The 17472-nt window shown below is 71.7% G+C and carries 14 protein-coding genes; 7 read left to right on the top strand and 7 right to left on the bottom strand.

All coding sequences use genetic code 11. The features are described from left to right. Positions 1-50: 50 nt before the first annotated feature. Both metE and PGH47_RS34525 read left to right on the top strand, forming a co-directional pair. Entirely contained in the window at positions 51-2369 is a 2319-nt protein-coding gene (gene metE, locus PGH47_RS34530; protein WP_271666664.1) for a 5-methyltetrahydropteroyltriglutamate--homocysteine S-methyltransferase, read from the top strand. 94 nt (positions 2370-2463) lie between these two features. After that, positions 2464-3045, top strand: coding sequence for a histidine phosphatase family protein (locus tag PGH47_RS34525; RefSeq protein ID WP_271666663.1), 582 nt, complete (start codon positions 2464-2466; stop codon positions 3043-3045). A gap of 25 nt (positions 3046-3070) precedes the next feature. Here PGH47_RS34525 and PGH47_RS34520 read toward each other — a convergent pair whose 3' ends face one another. Next, positions 3071-3829: a CbtA family protein gene (locus PGH47_RS34520; RefSeq protein ID WP_271666662.1), complete on the bottom strand. Its 759-nt coding sequence runs from the start codon at positions 3827-3829 to the stop codon at positions 3071-3073. A 21-nt stretch (positions 3830-3850) separates the two neighbouring features. Further along, positions 3851-4072 (bottom strand): CbtB domain-containing protein, encoded by a 222-nt coding sequence (locus PGH47_RS34515; RefSeq protein ID WP_271666661.1) that lies wholly within the window; start codon positions 4070-4072, stop codon positions 3851-3853. 364 nt (positions 4073-4436) lie between these two features. Here PGH47_RS34515 and PGH47_RS34510 point away from each other — a divergent pair, with 364 nt between their 5' ends. Genes PGH47_RS34510 through meaB form a run of 3 tightly spaced genes read left to right on the top strand, consistent with a single transcriptional unit; the run spans position 4437 to position 9429 of the window. Then, positions 4437-6239 carry a methylmalonyl-CoA mutase subunit beta gene (locus tag PGH47_RS34510; protein WP_271666660.1) on the top strand — a complete coding sequence of 601 codons (1803 nt, stop codon included), beginning with the start codon at positions 4437-4439 and terminating at the stop codon, positions 6237-6239. After that, entirely contained in the window at positions 6239-8401 is a 2163-nt protein-coding gene (gene scpA / locus PGH47_RS34505; protein ID WP_271666659.1) for a methylmalonyl-CoA mutase, read from the top strand. The genes PGH47_RS34510 and scpA overlap by 1 nt, the downstream gene beginning before the upstream one ends. Continuing rightward, positions 8398-9429, top strand: coding sequence for a methylmalonyl Co-A mutase-associated GTPase MeaB (meaB, locus tag PGH47_RS34500; protein ID WP_271666658.1), 1032 nt, complete (start codon positions 8398-8400; stop codon positions 9427-9429). The genes scpA and meaB overlap by 4 nt, the downstream gene beginning before the upstream one ends. Here the strand turns inward: meaB and PGH47_RS34495 are convergent. Next, complete coding sequence (locus PGH47_RS34495) at positions 9378-10067, bottom strand: response regulator (protein WP_271666657.1); 690 nt, start codon at positions 10065-10067, stop codon at positions 9378-9380. The genes meaB and PGH47_RS34495 overlap by 52 nt on opposite strands. Next, positions 10064-11167 carry a sensor histidine kinase gene (locus PGH47_RS34490; protein WP_271666656.1) on the bottom strand — a complete coding sequence of 368 codons (1104 nt, stop codon included), beginning with the start codon at positions 11165-11167 and terminating at the stop codon, positions 10064-10066. The genes PGH47_RS34495 and PGH47_RS34490 overlap by 4 nt, the downstream gene beginning before the upstream one ends. A gap of 167 nt (positions 11168-11334) precedes the next feature. On the opposite strand from PGH47_RS34490, the gene PGH47_RS34485 reads away from it, so the two are divergent. Together PGH47_RS34485 and PGH47_RS34480 are read left to right on the top strand one after the other, a co-directional pair. Next, positions 11335-12342, top strand: coding sequence for a carboxymuconolactone decarboxylase family protein (locus PGH47_RS34485; RefSeq protein ID WP_271666655.1), 1008 nt, complete (start codon positions 11335-11337; stop codon positions 12340-12342). 150 nt (positions 12343-12492) lie between these two features. After that, positions 12493-13161: a hypothetical protein gene (locus tag PGH47_RS34480; protein ID WP_271666654.1), complete on the top strand. Its 669-nt coding sequence runs from the start codon at positions 12493-12495 to the stop codon at positions 13159-13161. A gap of 21 nt (positions 13162-13182) precedes the next feature. Here PGH47_RS34480 and PGH47_RS34475 read toward each other — a convergent pair whose 3' ends face one another. The 3 genes from PGH47_RS34475 to hydA form a co-directional block, all read right to left on the bottom strand. After that, on the bottom strand, positions 13183-14730 hold the full coding sequence (locus tag PGH47_RS34475) for an NCS1 family nucleobase:cation symporter-1 (protein ID WP_271666653.1): 1548 nt from the start codon (positions 14728-14730) through the stop codon (positions 13183-13185). Between the two features lie 221 nt (positions 14731-14951). Next, positions 14952-15974, bottom strand: a complete 1023-nt coding sequence (locus PGH47_RS34470; RefSeq protein ID WP_271666652.1) for a TIGR03842 family LLM class F420-dependent oxidoreductase — start codon at positions 15972-15974, stop codon at positions 14952-14954. A gap of 11 nt (positions 15975-15985) precedes the next feature. Next, the gene (hydA, locus tag PGH47_RS34465; protein ID WP_271666651.1) at positions 15986-17389 is read right to left on the bottom strand and encodes a dihydropyrimidinase; all 1404 of its coding nucleotides are present in this window, start codon (positions 17387-17389) and stop codon (positions 15986-15988) included. Positions 17390-17472: the final 83 nt, after the last annotated feature.

Here is a 17472-nt window from a genome sequence, read left to right as displayed (position 1 = left end):
CTCGTCCCGTCACCGGGATCTCAGGGATTCATCTCGCGAAGGAGATCTCCGTGACCACCAAGCCCGCAGCCGCGGCAGCACGGGCCACCGTGTACGGCTACCCCCGTCAGGGCCCGGACCGGGAACTGAAGAAGGCGATCGAGGGCTACTGGAAGGGCCGCGTCAGCGCCGACGCCCTCCGTGCCACCGCCGCCGAACTGCGCCGCGCCAACTGGCGCCGGCTCGCCGACGCAGGCATCCACGAGGTGCCGACCGGCGACTTCTCGTACTACGACCACGTCCTGGACACCACCGTAGCGCTCGGCGCGATCCCCGAGCGGCATCGCGTCGCCGTCGAGACCGACGCCCTGGACGGCTACTTCGCCATGGCCCGCGGCACGCAGGACGTCGCGCCGCTGGAGATGACGAAGTGGTTCGACACCAACTACCACTACCTCGTACCGGAGTTGGGCCCGGACACCGTCTTCACCGCGGACTCGGCCAAGCAGGTCGCCGAACTGAAGGAGGCCCTGGCGCTGGGCCTGACCGCCCGGCCCGTCCTCGTCGGGCCGGTCACCTACCTGCTGCTCGCCAAGCCGGCGCCCGGCGTCGCCGCGGACTTCGAGCCGCTCACCCTGCTGGACCGGCTGCTGCCGGTGTACGCGCGGATCCTGGCCGACCTGCGTGCGGCGGGCGCCGAGTGGGTCCAGCTGGACGAGCCCGCGCTGGTCCAGGACCGCACCCCGGCCGAACTGAACGCCGCCGGGCGCGCCTACCGTGACCTCGGCGCCCGCACCGACCGGCCGAAGCTGCTGCTCGCCTCGTACTTCGGCCGGCTCGGCGAGGCGCTGCCCGTGCTGGCGAAGGCCCCGGTCGAGGGGCTGGCGCTCGACTTCACGGAGGCGGCGGGCGGCAACCTCCAGGCGCTGGCCGCGGCCGGCGGGCTGCCCGGCAAGCGCCTGGTCGCCGGTGTCGTCAACGGCCGCAACGTCTGGGTCAACGACCTGTCGGCGTCGCTCGCCACGCTCGGCACCCTGCTGGGTCTCGCCGACCGGGTCGACGTCGCGGCCTCCTGCTCCCTGCTGCACGTGCCGCTGGACGCGGCCGCCGAGCGCGACATCGAGCCGCAGATCCGGCGCTGGCTGGCCTTCGCCCGGCAGAAGACCGCCGAGGTCGTCACCCTCGCCAAGGGCCTCGCCCAGGGCACCGGCGCGATCACCGCCGAACTCGCCGCGAACCGGGCGGACCTGGCCTCCCGAGCGAGCTCGCCGATCACCCGCGACGCGGCCGTGCGGTCCCGTGCGGCAGCCGTCACCGCCGGGGACGCCCGCCGCTCGCAGTCGTACGCCGAGCGGGCCGCGGCCCAACGCGCCCACCTCGGGCTGCCGTTGCTGCCGACGACCACGATCGGTTCGTTCCCGCAGACCGGCGAACTGCGCACCGCGCGCGCGGACCTGCGGGCCGGCCGGATCGGCACGGCCGCCTACGAGGACCGGGTCAGGGCCGAGATCCAGGAGGTCGTCGCCTTCCAGGAGAAGACCGGCATCGACGTCCTGGTGCACGGCGAGCCCGAACGCAACGACATGGTCCAGTACTTCGCCGAGCGGCTGACCGGATACCTCGCCACGCAGCACGGCTGGGTGCAGTCCTACGGCACCCGTTACGTCCGCCCGCCGATCCTGGCCGGTGACATCTCGCGGCCCGAGCCGATGACGGTGCGCTGGACGGCGTACGCCCAGTCCCTGACGTCCCGCCCGGTCAAGGGCATGCTCACCGGGCCGGTCACCATGCTCGCCTGGTCCTTCGTCCGCGACGACCAGCCGCTCGGCGAGACGGCCCGCCAGGTCGCCCTCGCCCTGCGCGACGAGGTGAGCGACCTGGAGGCGGGCGGCACCCGCGTCATCCAGGTCGACGAACCGGCCCTGCGGGAGACCCTGCCGCTGCGCGCCGCCGACCGGGCCGGGTATCTCGCCTGGGCCACCGAGGCGTTCCGGCTGACCACCGGCGGGGTCCGGCCGGACACCCAGATCCACACCCACATGTGCTACGCCGAGTTCGGCGACATCGTCCGGGCCATCGACGACCTCGACGCGGACGTCATCAGCCTGGAGGCCGCCCGCTCGCACATGCAGGTCGCCCGGGAACTCGCGGCCCACGGCTATCCGCGCGAGGCCGGGCCGGGTGTCTACGACATCCACTCCCCGCGGGTGCCGAGCGTGACGGAGGCTGCCGAGCTGCTCCGCACCGGTCTGAAGGCGATCCCCGCCGAACGGCTGTGGGTCAACCCCGACTGCGGCCTGAAGACCCGCGGCTGGCCGGAGACCCGGGCCTCGCTGGAGAACCTGGTGGCGGCGGCCCGTACGGTACGGGGCGAGCTGTCCCCGTCCTGACCCGGCCGACCGGCCAGGGGCCCTCACCGTTCTCGCGGTGAGGGCCCCCGGGCAGCCAGGAGCACGTCATGACCCCGGCCCGAGGAGCGACCGCGTGACCAGCCGCGTCACCTTGATCTCACCCGCGATGAACGCGAGCCTGCGCCGGGCCCGCTTCGACGACGGCCGGACCCCGCTCGACGACACCGGCACGGCACAGGCACGCGCGGCCGCCGGCACCCTGCCCCCGGCCGCCCGGGTGCTCACCTCGCCGAGCCTGCGCTGCCGGGAGACGGCCGAGGCTCTCGGTCTGCACGGCCCGGCGGTCCCGGAGTCGGCGGGACCGGACGTCGGCCGCTGGCGGGGCCGCACGCTCGACGAGGTGAGTGCCGCCGAGCCGGAGTCGGTGGGCAGCTGGCTCACGGACCCGGGCCACGCTCCGCACGGGGGCGAGTCGGTGCGGGAGTTCTGCGGCCGGATCGCCCGGTGGCTGACGGACGTGCGGGACCTGGACGGCCGTACGGTCGCCGTGGTCGAGCCGGAGGTCGTTCGCGCGGCTGTCCTGCACGCCCTCGGGATGCCCGAGGCGGCCTTCTGGCGTCTCGACGTCGCCCCGCTGACGGCAACGGAGCTCAGTGGGCGCGGCGGGCGCTGGAACCTGCGACTGGGGCGGCCCCTGGCGCCGGACGCCGACTAGGCCGTTGCGCGTGAGCGCATGCCCGTCAGCCGGTCGCGGCCGCCGCCGAGGCCGGCGCCGCGGCGGCCGGCCGGGGGTTCAGCAGTCGCTCGGCCAGCTCGCCGAAGAGCAGCCCGAAGCCCGCCCACAGCGTGACCTGCATGGCCAGCGCGGACAGCCGGAACCGCCACAGCACGGTGGCCGGGAAGTCCGCGGGGACCTCGTTGACGACCGGCAGGAACGCGAACGCCAGGCCGATCACCAGGGCGAACGCGGCCACCGCGACGACGGTGGCGTACCAGTTGCCCAGTCTCGGGGCGAGTCGCCTGCCGAGGATGGTCGCGGCCACCGCGATCAGGACGCTGAGCACCATCATCAGGAAGTACAGGGTGGTCCGCCTGCCGATGGTGTCGGGGTCGCCGACGGCGGGCGGGTTGGCCGGGTACTTCAGGAACGGCACGACATAGACGGCGAGCAGCGCGCAGCCGGACAGCAGCAGCGCGGTGGCCCGCGGTGAGAAGCGGCCGACGCGGCCGAGGGCGAAGCAGTAGGCGAGAGCGGCGATGCCGCCGAAGGAGACGCCGTAGATCAGGACACCGGTGGCGAGGCCGGCGGTGGACTGGAGGCTGCGGGAGACGAGTTCGACCTCGTGCTCGTGCCCGGCGGCGTGGGCTTCCTCGAAGCCGATCGCCTTGTCGACGCTCGGCTCACCGAGGACGTAGGCCACGATCAGCGCGAGGACGCCCGCGCCGAGGCCGGCGAGCATGCCTCGCACGAGCAGATTTCGCACGGTTGCGGAGTTCATGGGTTCTGCGGCTCCCCGGCGTCAGTGGCAGGGGAAACCGAGCAGGTGGCGGGCGTCGTGCACCCACTCGTGGACGTCCTCGCCGGAGACGACGGAGGTGGCGCCCTGCTCGGCGCCGACGAAGTACAGCAGGACCAGCATCAGGATGCCGAAGAAGACCGCCCAGGGGACGATCGCGCCGATCGGCAGTTTGACGGGGAGAGCGGGGGTGTTGGCGGTCGGCTGGGCGACATGCTGCGCCATGGCAGGGCTCCTTCGGGAGTTCGCGTCCCATTTCGGTGGTGCACATGACGACGGCCGCGGGTCTGACTCACCGCCCCTTCGAGGGGGCGGCATACAGTGGCGCGACCGTGCCGGATTCCCACCGGCTTCCGTCGTGCCGTCGTCGATATCGCCCTGACCGTACTCCTCGACCAGGACATGACCAATGGCGGGCGGGCTCGCGGGACCCTGCTCTGACCGAACCTTTACCTGAGACGAAAGCCGCGGATCGCCCCTTCCCCGACGGCCGGAAAAGATGCGGAGACGCAGGTCACAATGTGGGAGAGGGCAAGGTCACAGCCGTGGCCACTGCTGCTCCTTTGTCGATCTGACCTAGCATCCGAGCATGACGGTCCTGCCTGACGACGGGCTCTCGCTGGCCGCCGAGTTCCCTGACGCAACCCATGAGCAGTGGCAACACCTGGTGACAGGTGTGCTGCGCAAGTCGGGCAAGGACGTCTCGGGCACGGCCGCGGAAGACGCTCTGTCCACTGCCCTGGAGGACGGGTTGCGCACCCGCCCTCTGTACAGCGCGCGTGACGCCGCGCCCGATGCCGGCCTGCCCGGCTTCGCCCCGTTCGTCCGCGGCGGTCGCGCCGAGGGCAACACGGCCGGCGGCTGGGACGTCCGGCAGCGGCACACGGCGCTCACGGACGGCGTGGTGCTCGCGGACCTGGAGAACGGCGTCACCTCGCTCTGGCTGGTCCTCGGCGAGGGCGGCATCCCGGTGACGGAACTCGGCCGCGCCCTGGACGGCGTCTACCTCGACCTGGCCCCCGTCGTCCTCGACGCGGGCACCGAGGTGGAGCCCGCCGCGCGTGAACTGCTGCGGCTGTACGAGGAGCGGGGCGTCGCCAAGGAGGCGGCGCGCGGCAACCTCGGCGCGGACCCGCTGGGCCACGAGGCCCGTACCGGAAGGTCCTTCGACTTCACCGCCGTCGCCGGGCTGGCGCGGCTGTGCGCCGAGGAGTACCCGGGGTTGCGGACGCTGACCGTGGACGCGCTGCCGTACCACGAGGCCGGCGGCTCGGCGGCCCAGGAACTGGGCGCTTCGCTGGCGACCGGCGTCGCGTATCTGCGGGAGCTCGACGCGGCCGGGCTGACGGTCGAACAGGCCGCCGCGCAGCTGGAGTTCCGCTACGCCGCGACCGCCGACCAGTTCCTGACGATCGCCAAGCTGCGCGCCGCGCGCCGGCTGTGGGCGCGGGTGACCGAGGTGTGCGGCGCGTCGAGCGCGCAGGTGCAGCACGCCGTGACCTCGCCGGTGATGATGTCGCGTCGCGACCCGTGGGTGAACATGCTGCGCACGACGGTCGCCACGCTGGCCGCCGGTGTCGGCGGCGCCGAGTCCGTGACGGTGCTGCCCTTCGACCACGCGCTCGGCCTGCCGGACGCGTTCGCGCGGCGTATCGCCCGCAACACCTCGACCATCCTCATCGAGGAGTCGCACCTGGCCCGGGTGATCGACCCGGCGGGCGGCTCCTGGTACGTGGAACGGCTCACCGACGAACTGGCCGAGGCGGGCTGGGAGTTCTTCCAGCGCGTCGAGCGGGCCGGCGGCCAGGCGGCCGCGCTGCGTTCCGGGCAGCTGGGCGAGGACCTCGCCGCCACCTGGGAGGCCCGCACCGGCAAGCTCGCCAGGCGCCGCGAGCCGATCACCGGCGTGAGCGAGTTCCCGAACCTCGCCGAGCAGCTCGTGGCGCGCGAGCCCGCACCCGAGCCCCGCTCCGGCGGCCTGCCCCGGGTCCGGCGCGACGAGGCGTACGAGGCGCTGCGCGCCCGCTCCGACGCCCATCTGGCCGCGACCGGCTCCCGGCCGCGGATCTTCCTGGCGGCGCTCGGACCGGCCGCCGCGCACACCGCGCGCCTCACCTTCGCCTCGAACCTGTTCCAGGCGGGCGGCATCGAGCCCGTCACCGGGGGCACCTTCGCCGAGAGCGGCGCCACCGAGGTGTGCCTGTGCTCCAGTGACGCTCTCTACGAGGAGCAGGCCGAGTCCGTGGCCGCCGAGTTCAGGTCGGCGGGCGCGGCGCAGGTGTTCCTCGCCGGCCGCCCCGGGCAGTACACCGATGTCGACGCCTACGTCTTCGCGGGCTGTGACGCCGTCGCCGTGCTGTCCGCCACCCTCGACCGCATGGGAGTGTCCTGATGGGAATCCCCGACTTCTCCGGTATCGAGCTCGGGGAGCCGAGGACCGACGCCGGCGTCGACGAGTGGCGGAAGGCGGCCGGGACCGACGGAGCCTTCTGGGAGACCCCGGAGGGCATCGCGGTCAAGCCGCTGTACACCGGCCGTGACCTGGAGGGCCTGGACTTCCTCGGCACGTACCCGGGCATGGCGCCGTATCTGCGCGGCCCGTACCCGACGATGTACGTCAACCAGCCCTGGACGATCCGCCAGTACGCGGGCTTCTCCACCGCCGAGGAGTCCAACGCGTTCTACCGCCGCAACCTGGCCGCCGGTCAGAAGGGCCTGTCGGTCGCCTTCGACCTGCCCACGCACCGGGGTTACGACAGCGACCACCCGCGCGTGACGGGCGACGTCGGCATGGCGGGCGTGGCGATCGACTCGATCTACGACATGCGGCAGCTGTTCGACGGGATCCCCCTCGACAGGATGACCGTTTCGATGACGATGAACGGCGCCGTGCTGCCGGTGCTGGCGCTGTACATCGTGGCGGCGGAGGAACAGGGCGTAGCGCCCGAGAAGCTGGCCGGGACCATTCAGAACGACATTCTGAAGGAGTTCATGGTCCGCAACACCTACATCTATCCGCCGAAGCCGTCGATGCGGATCATCTCCGACATCTTCGCCTTCACTTCGCAGCGGATGCCGCGCTACAACTCGATCTCCATCTCCGGCTACCACATCCAGGAGGCCGGTGCGACGGCCGATCTGGAGCTGGCGTACACGCTCGCGGACGGCGTCGAGTACATCCGCGCGGGCCGTGAGGCCGGCCTCGACGTGGACGCTTTCGCGCCGCGCCTTTCGTTCTTCTGGGCGATCGGCATGAACTTCTTCATGGAGGTCGCCAAGCTGCGGGCGGCGCGCCTGCTGTGGGCGAAGCTGGTGAAGCAGTTCGACCCGCAGAACTCCAAGTCGCTGTCCCTGCGCACCCATTCACAGACCTCGGGCTGGTCGCTGACCGCGCAGGACGTGTTCAACAACGTCACGCGCACATGTGTCGAGGCGATGGCGGCGACGCAGGGCCACACCCAGTCGCTGCACACCAACGCCCTCGACGAGGCGCTCGCGTTGCCGACCGACTTCTCCGCACGCATCGCCCGCAACACGCAGCTGATGATCCAGCAGGAGTCGGGCACGACCCGGGTCATCGACCCGTGGGGCGGCAGCGCGTATGTCGAGAAGCTGACGTACGACCTCGCCCGCCGTGCCTGGCAGCACATCCAGGAGGTCGAGGCGGCGGGCGGCATGGCCAAGGCGATCGACGCCGGCATCCCCAAGCTCCGTATCGAGGAGGCCGCGGCCCGCACCCAGGCCCGGATCGACTCCGGGCGCCAGCCCGTCATCGGCGTCAACAAGTACCGCGTCGACAGCGACGAGCAGATCGAGGTGCTCAAGGTCGACAACTCCTCCGTGCGCGCCCAGCAGATCGAGAAGCTGCGGCGGCTGCGGGCGGAGCGCGACGAGCAGGTCTGCCAGGACGCGCTGGACGCTCTCACCCGGGCCGCCGGCGGCGAGGGCAACCTGCTGGAGCTGGCGGTGAACGCGGCCCGCGCGAAGGCCACCGTCGGGGAGATCTCGGACGCCCTGGAGAAGGTGTACGGCCGGCACGCGAGCCAGATCCGTACCATCACCGGCGTGTACCGCAACGAAGCCGGGGAGTCGCCGTCCGTGGACCGCACCCGCACCCTCGTGTCCGACTTCGAGGAGGCCGAGGGGCGCCGTCCGCGCATCCTGGTCGCCAAGATGGGCCAGGACGGCCACGACCGCGGCCAGAAGGTGATCGCCACCGCGTTCGCCGACCTCGGCTTCGACGTCGATGTCGGCCCGCTGTTCCAGACGCCGGCCGAGGTGGCCCGCCAGGCCGTCGAGGCCGATGTGCACATCGTCGGGGTGTCGTCGCTGGCGGCCGGTCACCTCACCCTCGTACCGGCGCTCAAGGAGGCGCTGGCCGAGGAGGGCCGCGAGGACATCATGATCGTGGTCGGCGGTGTGATCCCGCCGCAGGACGTGCCGACGCTCCTGGAGATGGGCGCGGCGGCGGTCTTCCCGCCCGGGACGGTGATCCCGGACGCCGCGTACGACCTCGTACGGCGGCTGGGAGCCGACCTCGGGCACGAGCTGTGATCGATCTCGACGCGTATGTGAAGGGCGTGCTCGACGGGAAGCGTGCGATCGTCGCGCGCGCCATCACGCTCGTCGAGTCCACCCGGCCGCAGCACCGGGTGCTGGCACAGCGGTTGCTCACCGAGCTGCTGCCGCACAGCGGCAGGGCGCGGCGGATCGGCGTGAGCGGGGTGCCGGGGGTCGGGAAGTCGACGTTCATCGACGCGTTCGGGACCATGCTCACGGGGCTCGGGTACCGGGTCGCGGTGCTGGCCGTGGACCCGTCGTCCAGCCGGACGGGCGGGTCGATCCTGGGTGACAAGACCCGGATGGAGCGGCTGGCGGTGGACCCGGCGGCCTTCATCCGCCCCTCCCCCACGGCCGGCACGCTGGGCGGGGTCGCCAAGGCCACCCGTGAGTCGATCGTGGTGATGGAGGCGGCCGGCTACGACGTGATCCTGGTGGAGACGGTCGGTGTCGGCCAGTCGGAGACCGCGGTCGCGAACATGGTCGACTCCTTCCTGCTGCTGACGCTGGCCCGTACCGGCGACCAGCTCCAGGGCATCAAGAAGGGCGTCCTCGAACTGGCCGACGTGCTGGCCGTCAACAAGGCGGACGGCCCGCACGAGCGCGACGCGCGTGCCGCCGCGCGTGAACTGGCGGGCGCCCTGCGGCTGATGCACGGCAAGGACGCCGCCTGGACGCCGCCCGTCCTGCACTGCAGCGGGCGTGAGTCGATCGGCCTGGACACCGTCTGGGACCGGCTCGAACAGCACCGTACGCTGCTCGACTCCACCGGCCGGCTCGCCGCCAAGCGGCGTGACCAGCAGGTCGACTGGACCTGGACCATGGTCCGCGACGAACTGCTGGGCCGTCTCGATGCGGACCCGTCCGTGCGGGAGGTCGCGCCGGGCCTCGAACAGCAGGTCAGGGACGGCGAGTTGACCGCGACACTGGCCGCCGAGCGGATCCTCGCGGCCTTCGAGGGCGTGCGTGATCAGCACACCGGGGTGTCGGAACCTCGAGGGGCCACCAGCCCCGACTCGTAGGCGAACACCACGAGTTGGGCCCGGTCGCGCGCCCCCAGCTTGGTCATCGCCCGGCTGACGTGGGTCTTGGCCGTGAACGGGCTGATCACCATGTGCGCGGCGATCTCCTCGTTGGTCAGTCCGCGCGCCGCGAGCGCCGTCACCTCGCGTTCGCGGCGGGTCAGCCCCTCCAGGCCGGGTGCCGTGGCCCGGTCCGGAGGGCGGGAGACGAACTCGCCGATGAGGGTGCGGGTGACGGCCGGGGACAGCAGCGCCTCGCCGCGGGCCACCACGTCGATCGCCTGGAGCAGGTCGGCCGGTTCGGTGTCCTTCAGCAGGAAGCCGCTGGCGCCGGCCCGCAGCGCCTCGAAGACGTACTCGTCGTGGCCGTAGTTGGTCAGGATCACCACGCGCACGGCGGCCAGGGCGGGGTCCGCGGCGATGCGGCGGGTCGCCTCGATGCCCGTCATCACCGGCATCTGTACGTCGATCAGCGCGATGTCGGGTTTCTGCGCGCGGATCAGCGCGAGGCCGCGTTCGCCGTCGCCCGCCTCGCCGACGACGTCGATGCCGTCCTCGGCGTCCAGCAGGGCCCGGAAGCCCGCCCGCATCAGCGCCTGGTCGTCGACCAGCGCCACCCTGATCACGTCGTCCGTCATCCCGCCTCCCCCAGCGGCAGCCGCGCCCGGACCGCGAAGCCGCCCTCCGCGCGCGGGGCGGCCTCCAGTGTGCCGCCGAGAGCCGTGACGCGCTCGCGCATACCTGTCAGGCCGATGCCGGCGGTGGGGGGACGGGACGGGTCGGCGGTGCCGTCGTCCTCGACGCGTATCGTCAAGTCGCCTTCCTCATAGGTGAGTCGCACGCTCACCTTGGCCGGTCCCGCGTGCCGGGCCGCGTTGGTGAGCGCCTCCTGGACGATGCGGTACATGGCCCGGTCGACGGTCGCCGCGAGCGGCCGCTCGTCACCGGTCACGGTCAGGTCGACCGCGAGTCCGGCGGCCCGTGCCCGCTCCACGAGCAGTGCGGGCGTGCCGGTCGCCTCGTCGGTACGCAGCACCTCCAGCGTGGCGCGCAGTTCACGCATGGCCTCGCCGCTCGCCTCCTGGATGGCGAGCAGGGCGGGCGGCACGTCCTCGCCGCGCTTGCGGGCGAGGTGCACGGCGACGCCGGCCTGGAGCTTGACGATGGAGATGCTGTGGGTGAGGGAGTCGTGCAACTCCCTTGCGATGCGCAGACGTTCCTCGCCCGCTCTGCGCAGCGCCGCTTCCTCGCGGGTGCGTTCGGCCTCCAGCGCGCGCTGCTCGGTCTGACGCAGGTACGCCTGCCAGTTGCGGTCGGCGAGGCCGGTCACGACGGCACACAGGAACCATCCGGCGAGCAGCAGTGCCTCGCGTACGACGTCCGAGGTCGCGGAGCCGACCGTGACGTATCCGGCGAGGAAGACGCCGGCCGCCGCGGCGGCCGTGCCCCGTCGCCCGGTCCGGGCGGCGGTGTGCACCGCGACCACGACGGGGAGGGCGAGGCTGCTCGCGGGCCCGGCGTGGACGACGTCGGCGAGCAGGCAGGCGGTGGTGATCGCGAGCACCGCGCGCGGGGCGGTGCGGTGTGCTGCCAGGGCCAGTGAACCGGCCGCGATCAGTGCCCAGTCGACGGGCCCGGCACGGTCGTCCGCCACGGCGGCGAGCACGGTGATCGCGCCGGCCACGACCGCGCCGGTCGCGTCGGCGAACCGCTCGCGTGTGATTCGTTGCCCGCTCATGCCCGCACATTAGACGGCGTCACCGGCAGTGACGTCAGCCCTGTGGACGGCTCCTGGACTACTCCCGGCGCAGTAGTGCGGCAAGCCGACCCGCCCCGCCGGCGCAGCCCGGACTCCGTTCGCCGGTACGACGACCCGCACGGCCCCGGCGGCGCACGCTTCTTCCCATGTCCACACCCTTCCGTCACACCGAACCCCTGCCGCCCGCATCAGCCGCCGGCACCGTCGCCGAGGTGTACGCGCAGATCGCCCTCGACTTCGGCATCGCCGAGCCCTCGACCTTCGTTGTCCTGTCGTCCGCACCCGAACTCCTCGCGCCCGCATGGGCGTTGCTGCGCGAGTCGCTCATCGCGGGTCCGGGCAGCCGGACCGGCAAGGAGCTGGTGGCGCTCGGGGTGTCGCTCGCCAACAGGTGTCCGTTCTGCGTGGACGCGCACACCGTGCTGCTGCACGCCACCGGAGACCACGCGCTCGCCGAGCGGGTGGCCCGTGGGGAGAGGCCGCACGACGTCGAGCACGCGCGCCTGCTCGACTGGGGGCGGCACACCCGCGTGCCCGGCGCCGACCTGGAGCCGTACCCGTTCCCGCGCGAGCACGCCCCCGCCTATCTCGGCACCGCGCTCACCTTCCACTTCATCAACCGGATCGCGTCGGCCCTGCTGACCGAGAACCTGCTCCCGGCGGGCGCCCAGCGCTTCCGGGCGGTACGGAGCATCGCGGGCCGCACGCTGTCCCGGACCGTGCGCCGCACCGCCCGCCCCGGGCAGTCGCTGGCGCTGCTCGACGACATCGACGCCAGTGAGGCGCCCGCCTGGGCGCGCGGCACGCCCGTCGGGGTCGCGTACGCGTCGCTGCTCAGGGCGGCCATGAGCGGCGCGGGCCTGCTCGACGCCGAGGATCACGACCTCGTGGAGGCGGCCCTCCAGGACTGGGACGGCACGCATCCGCCGCTCGGCCTGGACGGGATCCCGGACCGCCGGGAGCGTCCCGGCGCCCGGCTGGCGCTGCTGGCCGCGCTGGCGCCGTACCGGATCACCGACGAGGACGTGGCGGCATGGCGTCGGCCGGAGCACTCCGACCACTGTCTGGTGCATCTCGTCGCGTACGGCGCCTTCATCGCCGTGGACCGCATCGAAAGCGCATTTTCCGCCCAAATCACCCAGGAGGCTCTGTAATTGGCCCAGGGCACCACGTAATCGAGACCGGTCCGTAATGGCGTCGGCACGGAGCGAGTTGGCCCTTCCGCCTCACAGTGAGTCATGTGACACTGGCGTCCCGTCCGCAGTGCGGACTGCTTCCGCACCGTCCCCCACGAGAAGTGCGCCGTGCGTTCTCTTCCCTTGCCGCTTGCCCTCACCGCACGACTGTCGCCCGTCGTAGTGCTCGCCGCCGCGGGCTGGGCGCTGTCGTCAGGACCCGCCACGACGCCGGCCGCCGAGGACCGGACGGCGACACAGAAGACGGACGAGGACTCGCCCTCGGCCCCCGCGACGGCGGCGGCGTCGAAGACGTACGCCGCCGCCCCCTCACCCTGCGGCAGCATGGGCTCGAAGTCGATAAAGGACCTCGTGCCCGGCGCCAAGACGGCCGGCAAGGAGATTCCGTCCTCCGACTCCAAGCTGCGCCGCACCTGCTCGTGGAACGCGCTCAAGGGCTTCGAATACCGCTGGCTGGACGTGTCCTTCGAGATCACGGCCTCGGACGAGGCGGCCGAGGAGTCCTACAAGGGGCGCGTCGCGGACAAGAGCGGCGGGGGCACCGTGCCCGGGGTCGGTGACGCGGGCTACTCGGTGGTGAACCTCAGCACCGACGACGGGCAGCAGACCCGCGAGGGCACGGTGCTGGTCCGCGCGTCCAACGCGCTGGTCTCCGTCACCTACAGCGGAAGCGACTTCGAGTCGAAGAAGGCGCCCGACACCGACGACATCAACAAGGGCGCGATCAAGGCGGCCAAGGAAGCGGTCGCCGCCCTGGAGGACGGCCAGAAGGGCTGACCGTCCTCCCCGGCTGCCTCCTCAGGCGTCCGCGCGTTCCTTGCGGCCGCCCATCAGCACCACGTACAGCACCAGCGAGGTGCCCAGGCCCACCGCCCAGCCGTAGTCGGCGAGCGGCTTGAGGAACGGGATCAGTCCGTCGGCCGGGAAGGGCCCGGTCCTCGAACCGTCCGCACCCACACCCGAGTACGAGCCGCCGACCGCGAGGACGCCGCCGACGACGAACGCGGCGATGGCGCGCCAGTTCCAGCCCGAGGAGTACCAGTAGCGCCCGCCGGGCGTGTACAGGTCGGCCAGGTGCAGGACCGTGCGGCGGACGATCCAGTAGTCGGCGATCAGGATGCCCGCGACCGTGCCGAGCAGGCCGCCGACCACGCCGAGCCAGGTGAAGATGTAGAACTCCGGGGTGGAGATCAGCTTCCACGGGAAGATCAGGATGCCGACGACGCCGGTGATCAGCGCGCCCGTACGGAAGTTGATGAGCTTCGGTGCCAGGTTCGCCAGGTCGTACGCCGGGGAGACCACGTTCGCCGCGATGTTCACGGAGATGGTCGCGATCAGCACCACGACGAGGGCGAAGAGCAGACCGAAGGCGCTGTCGGTCTTGGCGGCCAGGGCGACCGGGTCCCAGATGGCCTCGCCGTAGACGACCTCGGAGCCGGAGGTGACCAGGACGGCCAGGATCGCGAAGAGCGTCATGGTCGTCGGCAGGCCCAGGGACTGTCCCCAGGTCTGCGCCCGCTGGCTGGCGCCGAAGCGGGTGAAGTCGGGGATGTTCAGGGAGAGCGTCGCCCAGAAGCCGATCATTCCCATCAGGGACGGGAAGAAGACGGGCCAGAAGTCGGGGCCCCAGCCGAGCTTCGAGGGCTGGTCGAGCAGCGCGCCGAAGCCGTCCGCCTTGACCGCGATCCAGACCAGCAGGACCAGCGCGCCGACGATCACGAAGGGCGCGGCCCAGTTCTCGAAGTGCCGCAGGAAGTCCATGCCGCGGTAGATGATGGCGATCTGCACGGCCCAGAACAGGATGAAGCAGAGCCACAGCGGCCAGGGGTTGCCCGCGATCTTGCCGGCGTTCTCCCAGTGGCCCCCGGTGAGCTTGGAACCGAGCGCGAAGATGCCGCTGCCGCCGATCCAGGTCTGGATGCCGAACCAGCCGCAGGCCACGGCCGCCCGGATCATCGCCGGGATGTTGGCGCCGCGCAGCCCGAAGGAGGCCCGCGCCAGTACCGGGAAGGGGATGCCGTACTTGGGCCCGGCATGCCCGGTGGCCAGCATCGGCAGCAGCACGATGACGTTGGCCAGCGCGATGGTGAAGACGGCCTGCTTCCAGTCCATGCCGAGCGCGACCAGGCCGGAGGCCAGGGTCCAGCTGGGGATGCAGTGGGCCATCGAGATCCACAGGGCGGCGAAGTTGTACGTCGTCCACTTGCGCTCGGCGACCGGGACGGGACGCAGGTCCTCGTTGGCGAAGGGGCTGTCGGCGGGGTACGCCTCCGGGGCGAGCTCGATCCGGCCGCCGCTGTCGGCGGACTGGGATATCGGCGCCCCCTTGGGGACTGTATTGGTCATGAGCAGGCCAATCGATCTTGGACGGGAACGGGAGAGGCCGTGCGGGGGCCGGCGGGGCGACGGAAAGGGGGGCGGTCCCGCGGGTGCGGGCCCTCCCCTCCCCGGGCCCCGCCACCCCTCCCCTCCCCGGGGCGGCGGGGAGGCCGGGACCGGTGGGGAGGGAGACAAGGGGTGGGGGGTCGGTGGAGCGGTGTCGTGTTGCGTGAACTCGTGGAGAGGCGTCAGGAGTTGACCGCGGGGATGACCGACGAGCCGTAGGCGTCGATCACCGCTTCCTGCGCGTCGTGCATGTCGTAGACGGCGAACTGGTCGACGCCCAGCTCGCGCAGGGCGTTCAGCTTCTCGATGTGCCTCTCGACCGGGCCGATGAGGCAGAACCGGTCGACGATCTCGTCGGGCACGAACGCGGTGTCCGGGTTGTCGGCGCGCCCGTGGTGGGAGTAGTCGTAGCCCTCACGGGCCTTGATGTAGTCGGTGAGTTCGTCGGGGACGGCGGCGGAGTGCTCGCCGTACTTGGACACCAGGTCGGCCACGTGGTTGCCGACCATCCCGCCGAACCAGCGGCACTGCTCACGGGCGTGGGCGAGCTTCTCGGGCGAGTCGTCCTCGGTGACGTACGCCGGGGCGGCCACGCAGATCTTCACCTCGGACGGGTCACGGCCGGCCGCGACCGCCGCGTCCTTCACGGCCTTGACCATGTACTCGGTCAGATAGAGGTCGGCCAGCTGGAGGATGAACCCGTCGGCCTCCTCACCTGTCATCTTCAGCGCCTTCGGACCGTACGCCGCCATCCACACGGGGAGTTCGGCGCCGGGCTTGATCCACGGGAACCTGACGACCGTGCCGCCGCCGAGGTCGGCCTCCCGGCCGCTGCCGAGCGCCCGGATGACCTTCATGGCCTCGCTGATCCGGGCCAGAGTGTTGGGCTTGCGGCCGGCGACGCGCATGGCCGAGTCGCCGCGGCCGATGCCGCAGACCGTGCGGTTGCCGAACATGTCGTTGAGGGTGGCGAAGGTGGAGGCGGTGACCTCCCAGGTGCGGGTGCCCGGGTTGGTCACCATGGGCCCGACGGTCAGCTTCTGCGTGTTGGCCAGGATCTGGCTGTAGATGACGAACGGCTCCTGCCACAGCACGGCCGAGTCGAAGGTCCAGCCGTGGGTGAACCCGCTGCGCTCGGCGCGTTTCATCAGGCTGACGACCCGCGAGGCGGGCGGGTCGGTCTGCAGGACGAGTCCGAAGTCCATGTGCTCCGCTCCTAGTTGAGGTACTGACAGGTGGAGCGGGGCGTGTAGACACCGTGCCCGGCGTGACCGGTGTACTCCCGCTCGGTGATGACGAGTTCGCCGCGCGAGAGGACCGTCTCGACCCGGCCGGTGGTCCGCCTGCCCTCGTAGGCCGAGTAGTCGACGTTCATGTGGTGCGTCTCGGCGGACATGACCTGGGTGGCCTGCGGGTCGTAGATCACGACGTCGGCGTCGGCGCCCGGCGCGATGGTGCCCTTCTTCGGGTACATGCCGAACATGCGGGCCGGGGACGCGCAGGCGATCTCGATCCAGCGGCGGCGTGTGATGCGGCCCTCGACGACGGCCTGGTGGAGCAGGTCCATACGGTTCTCGATGCCGGGCATCCCGTTGGGGATCTTGGAGAAGTCGCCCCGTCCGAGGTCCTTCTGGCCGACGAAGCAGAAGGGGCAGTGGTCGGTGGAGACGACCTGGAGGTCGTTCGTCCTGAGCCCCTTCCACAGCTGCACCTGGTGCTCGCGCGGCCGCAGCGGCGTCGAGCAGACGTACTTCGCGCCCTCGAAGTCCGGCTCGGCGAGGTTGTCGGTGGACAGGAACAGATACTGCGGGCAGGTCTCGCCGAAGACGTTCAGGCCCTCGTCGCGGGCCCGGGTCAGCTCGGCCACCGCCTCCATGGCCGAGACGTGCACGACGTAGAGCGGGGCGCCGGCGACCTGCGCGAGCCGGATCGCCCGGTGGGTGGCCTCCGCCTCCAGCAGTGCCTTGCGCACCTCGCCGTGATACCGCGGGTCCGTCTCGCCCCGGGCCAGCGCCTGCTCCACCAGCACGTCGATCGCGATGCCGTTCTCGGCGTGCATCATGATCAGTCCGCCGTTCTCGGCGGAGCGCTGCATGGCGCGCAGGATCTGGCCGTCGTCGGAGTAGAAGACCCCCGGGTAGGCCATGAACTGCTTGAAGCTGGTCACGCCCTCCTCGACCAGCAGGTCCAGCTCCTTGAGCGTGTCCTCGTTCACGTCGGAGACGATCATGTGGAAGCCGTAGTCGATGGAGCAGTTGCCCTCGGCCTTGGCGTGCCAGGCGTCGAGGCCCTCGCGCAGCGAGCGGCCCACGCTCTGCACAGCGAAGTCGACGATCGTGGTCGTGCCGCCCCAGGCGGCGGCCCGGGTACCGGTCTCGAAGGTGTCGGAGGCGAAGGTGCCGCCGAACGGCAGCTCCATGTGGGTGTGGACGTCGACGCCGCCCGGGATGACGTACTTCCCGGTGGCGTCGATGGTCCGCTCGGCCGTCCAGGCCTCGGCGGCGGACGTTCCGGCGGCGGCGAGGGCGGCGATACGGCCGTCCTCGATCAGGACGTCGGCGTGCAGCTCGTCGGATGCGGTGATGACGAGGCCGCCGCGGATTACTGTTCGGCCGGTCATGGGTCCTCTCCCTCGTGGTCGCGTGCGGGTCGTTCGTGGCTGGTCGCGCAGTTCCCCGCGCCCCTGAGTCGGCTGCGCCGCCG

The organism is Streptomyces sp. HUAS 31 (genome assembly GCF_028198125.1).
GTDB lineage: Bacteria > Actinomycetota > Actinomycetes > Streptomycetales > Streptomycetaceae > Streptomyces > Streptomyces chartreusis.
Note: the sequence above shows the minus strand (reverse complement) of the source record. Positions and strands in the feature narration are given on the sequence as shown.

Coding starts and splice junctions, on each gene's coding strand:
- PGH47_RS34520 (WP_271666662.1), bottom strand. CDS start 3,829: ATGAACTCCGCAACCGTGCGAAATCTGCTCGTGCGAGGCATGCTCGCC.
- PGH47_RS34515 (WP_271666661.1), bottom strand. CDS start 4,072: ATGGCGCAGCATGTCGCCCAGCCGACCGCCAACACCCCCGCTCTCCCC.
- PGH47_RS34510 (WP_271666660.1), top strand. CDS start 4,437: ATGACGGTCCTGCCTGACGACGGGCTCTCGCTGGCCGCCGAGTTCCCT.
- scpA (WP_271666659.1), top strand. CDS start 6,239: ATGGGAATCCCCGACTTCTCCGGTATCGAGCTCGGGGAGCCGAGGACC.
- PGH47_RS34495 (WP_271666657.1), bottom strand. CDS start 10,067: ATGACGGACGACGTGATCAGGGTGGCGCTGGTCGACGACCAGGCGCTG.
- PGH47_RS34490 (WP_271666656.1), bottom strand. CDS start 11,167: ATGAGCGGGCAACGAATCACACGCGAGCGGTTCGCCGACGCGACCGGC.
- PGH47_RS34485 (WP_271666655.1), top strand. CDS start 11,335: ATGTCCACACCCTTCCGTCACACCGAACCCCTGCCGCCCGCATCAGCC.
- PGH47_RS34475 (WP_271666653.1), bottom strand. CDS start 14,730: ATGACCAATACAGTCCCCAAGGGGGCGCCGATATCCCAGTCCGCCGAC.
- PGH47_RS34470 (WP_271666652.1), bottom strand. CDS start 15,974: ATGGACTTCGGACTCGTCCTGCAGACCGACCCGCCCGCCTCGCGGGTC.
- hydA (WP_271666651.1), bottom strand. CDS start 17,389: ATGACCGGCCGAACAGTAATCCGCGGCGGCCTCGTCATCACCGCATCC.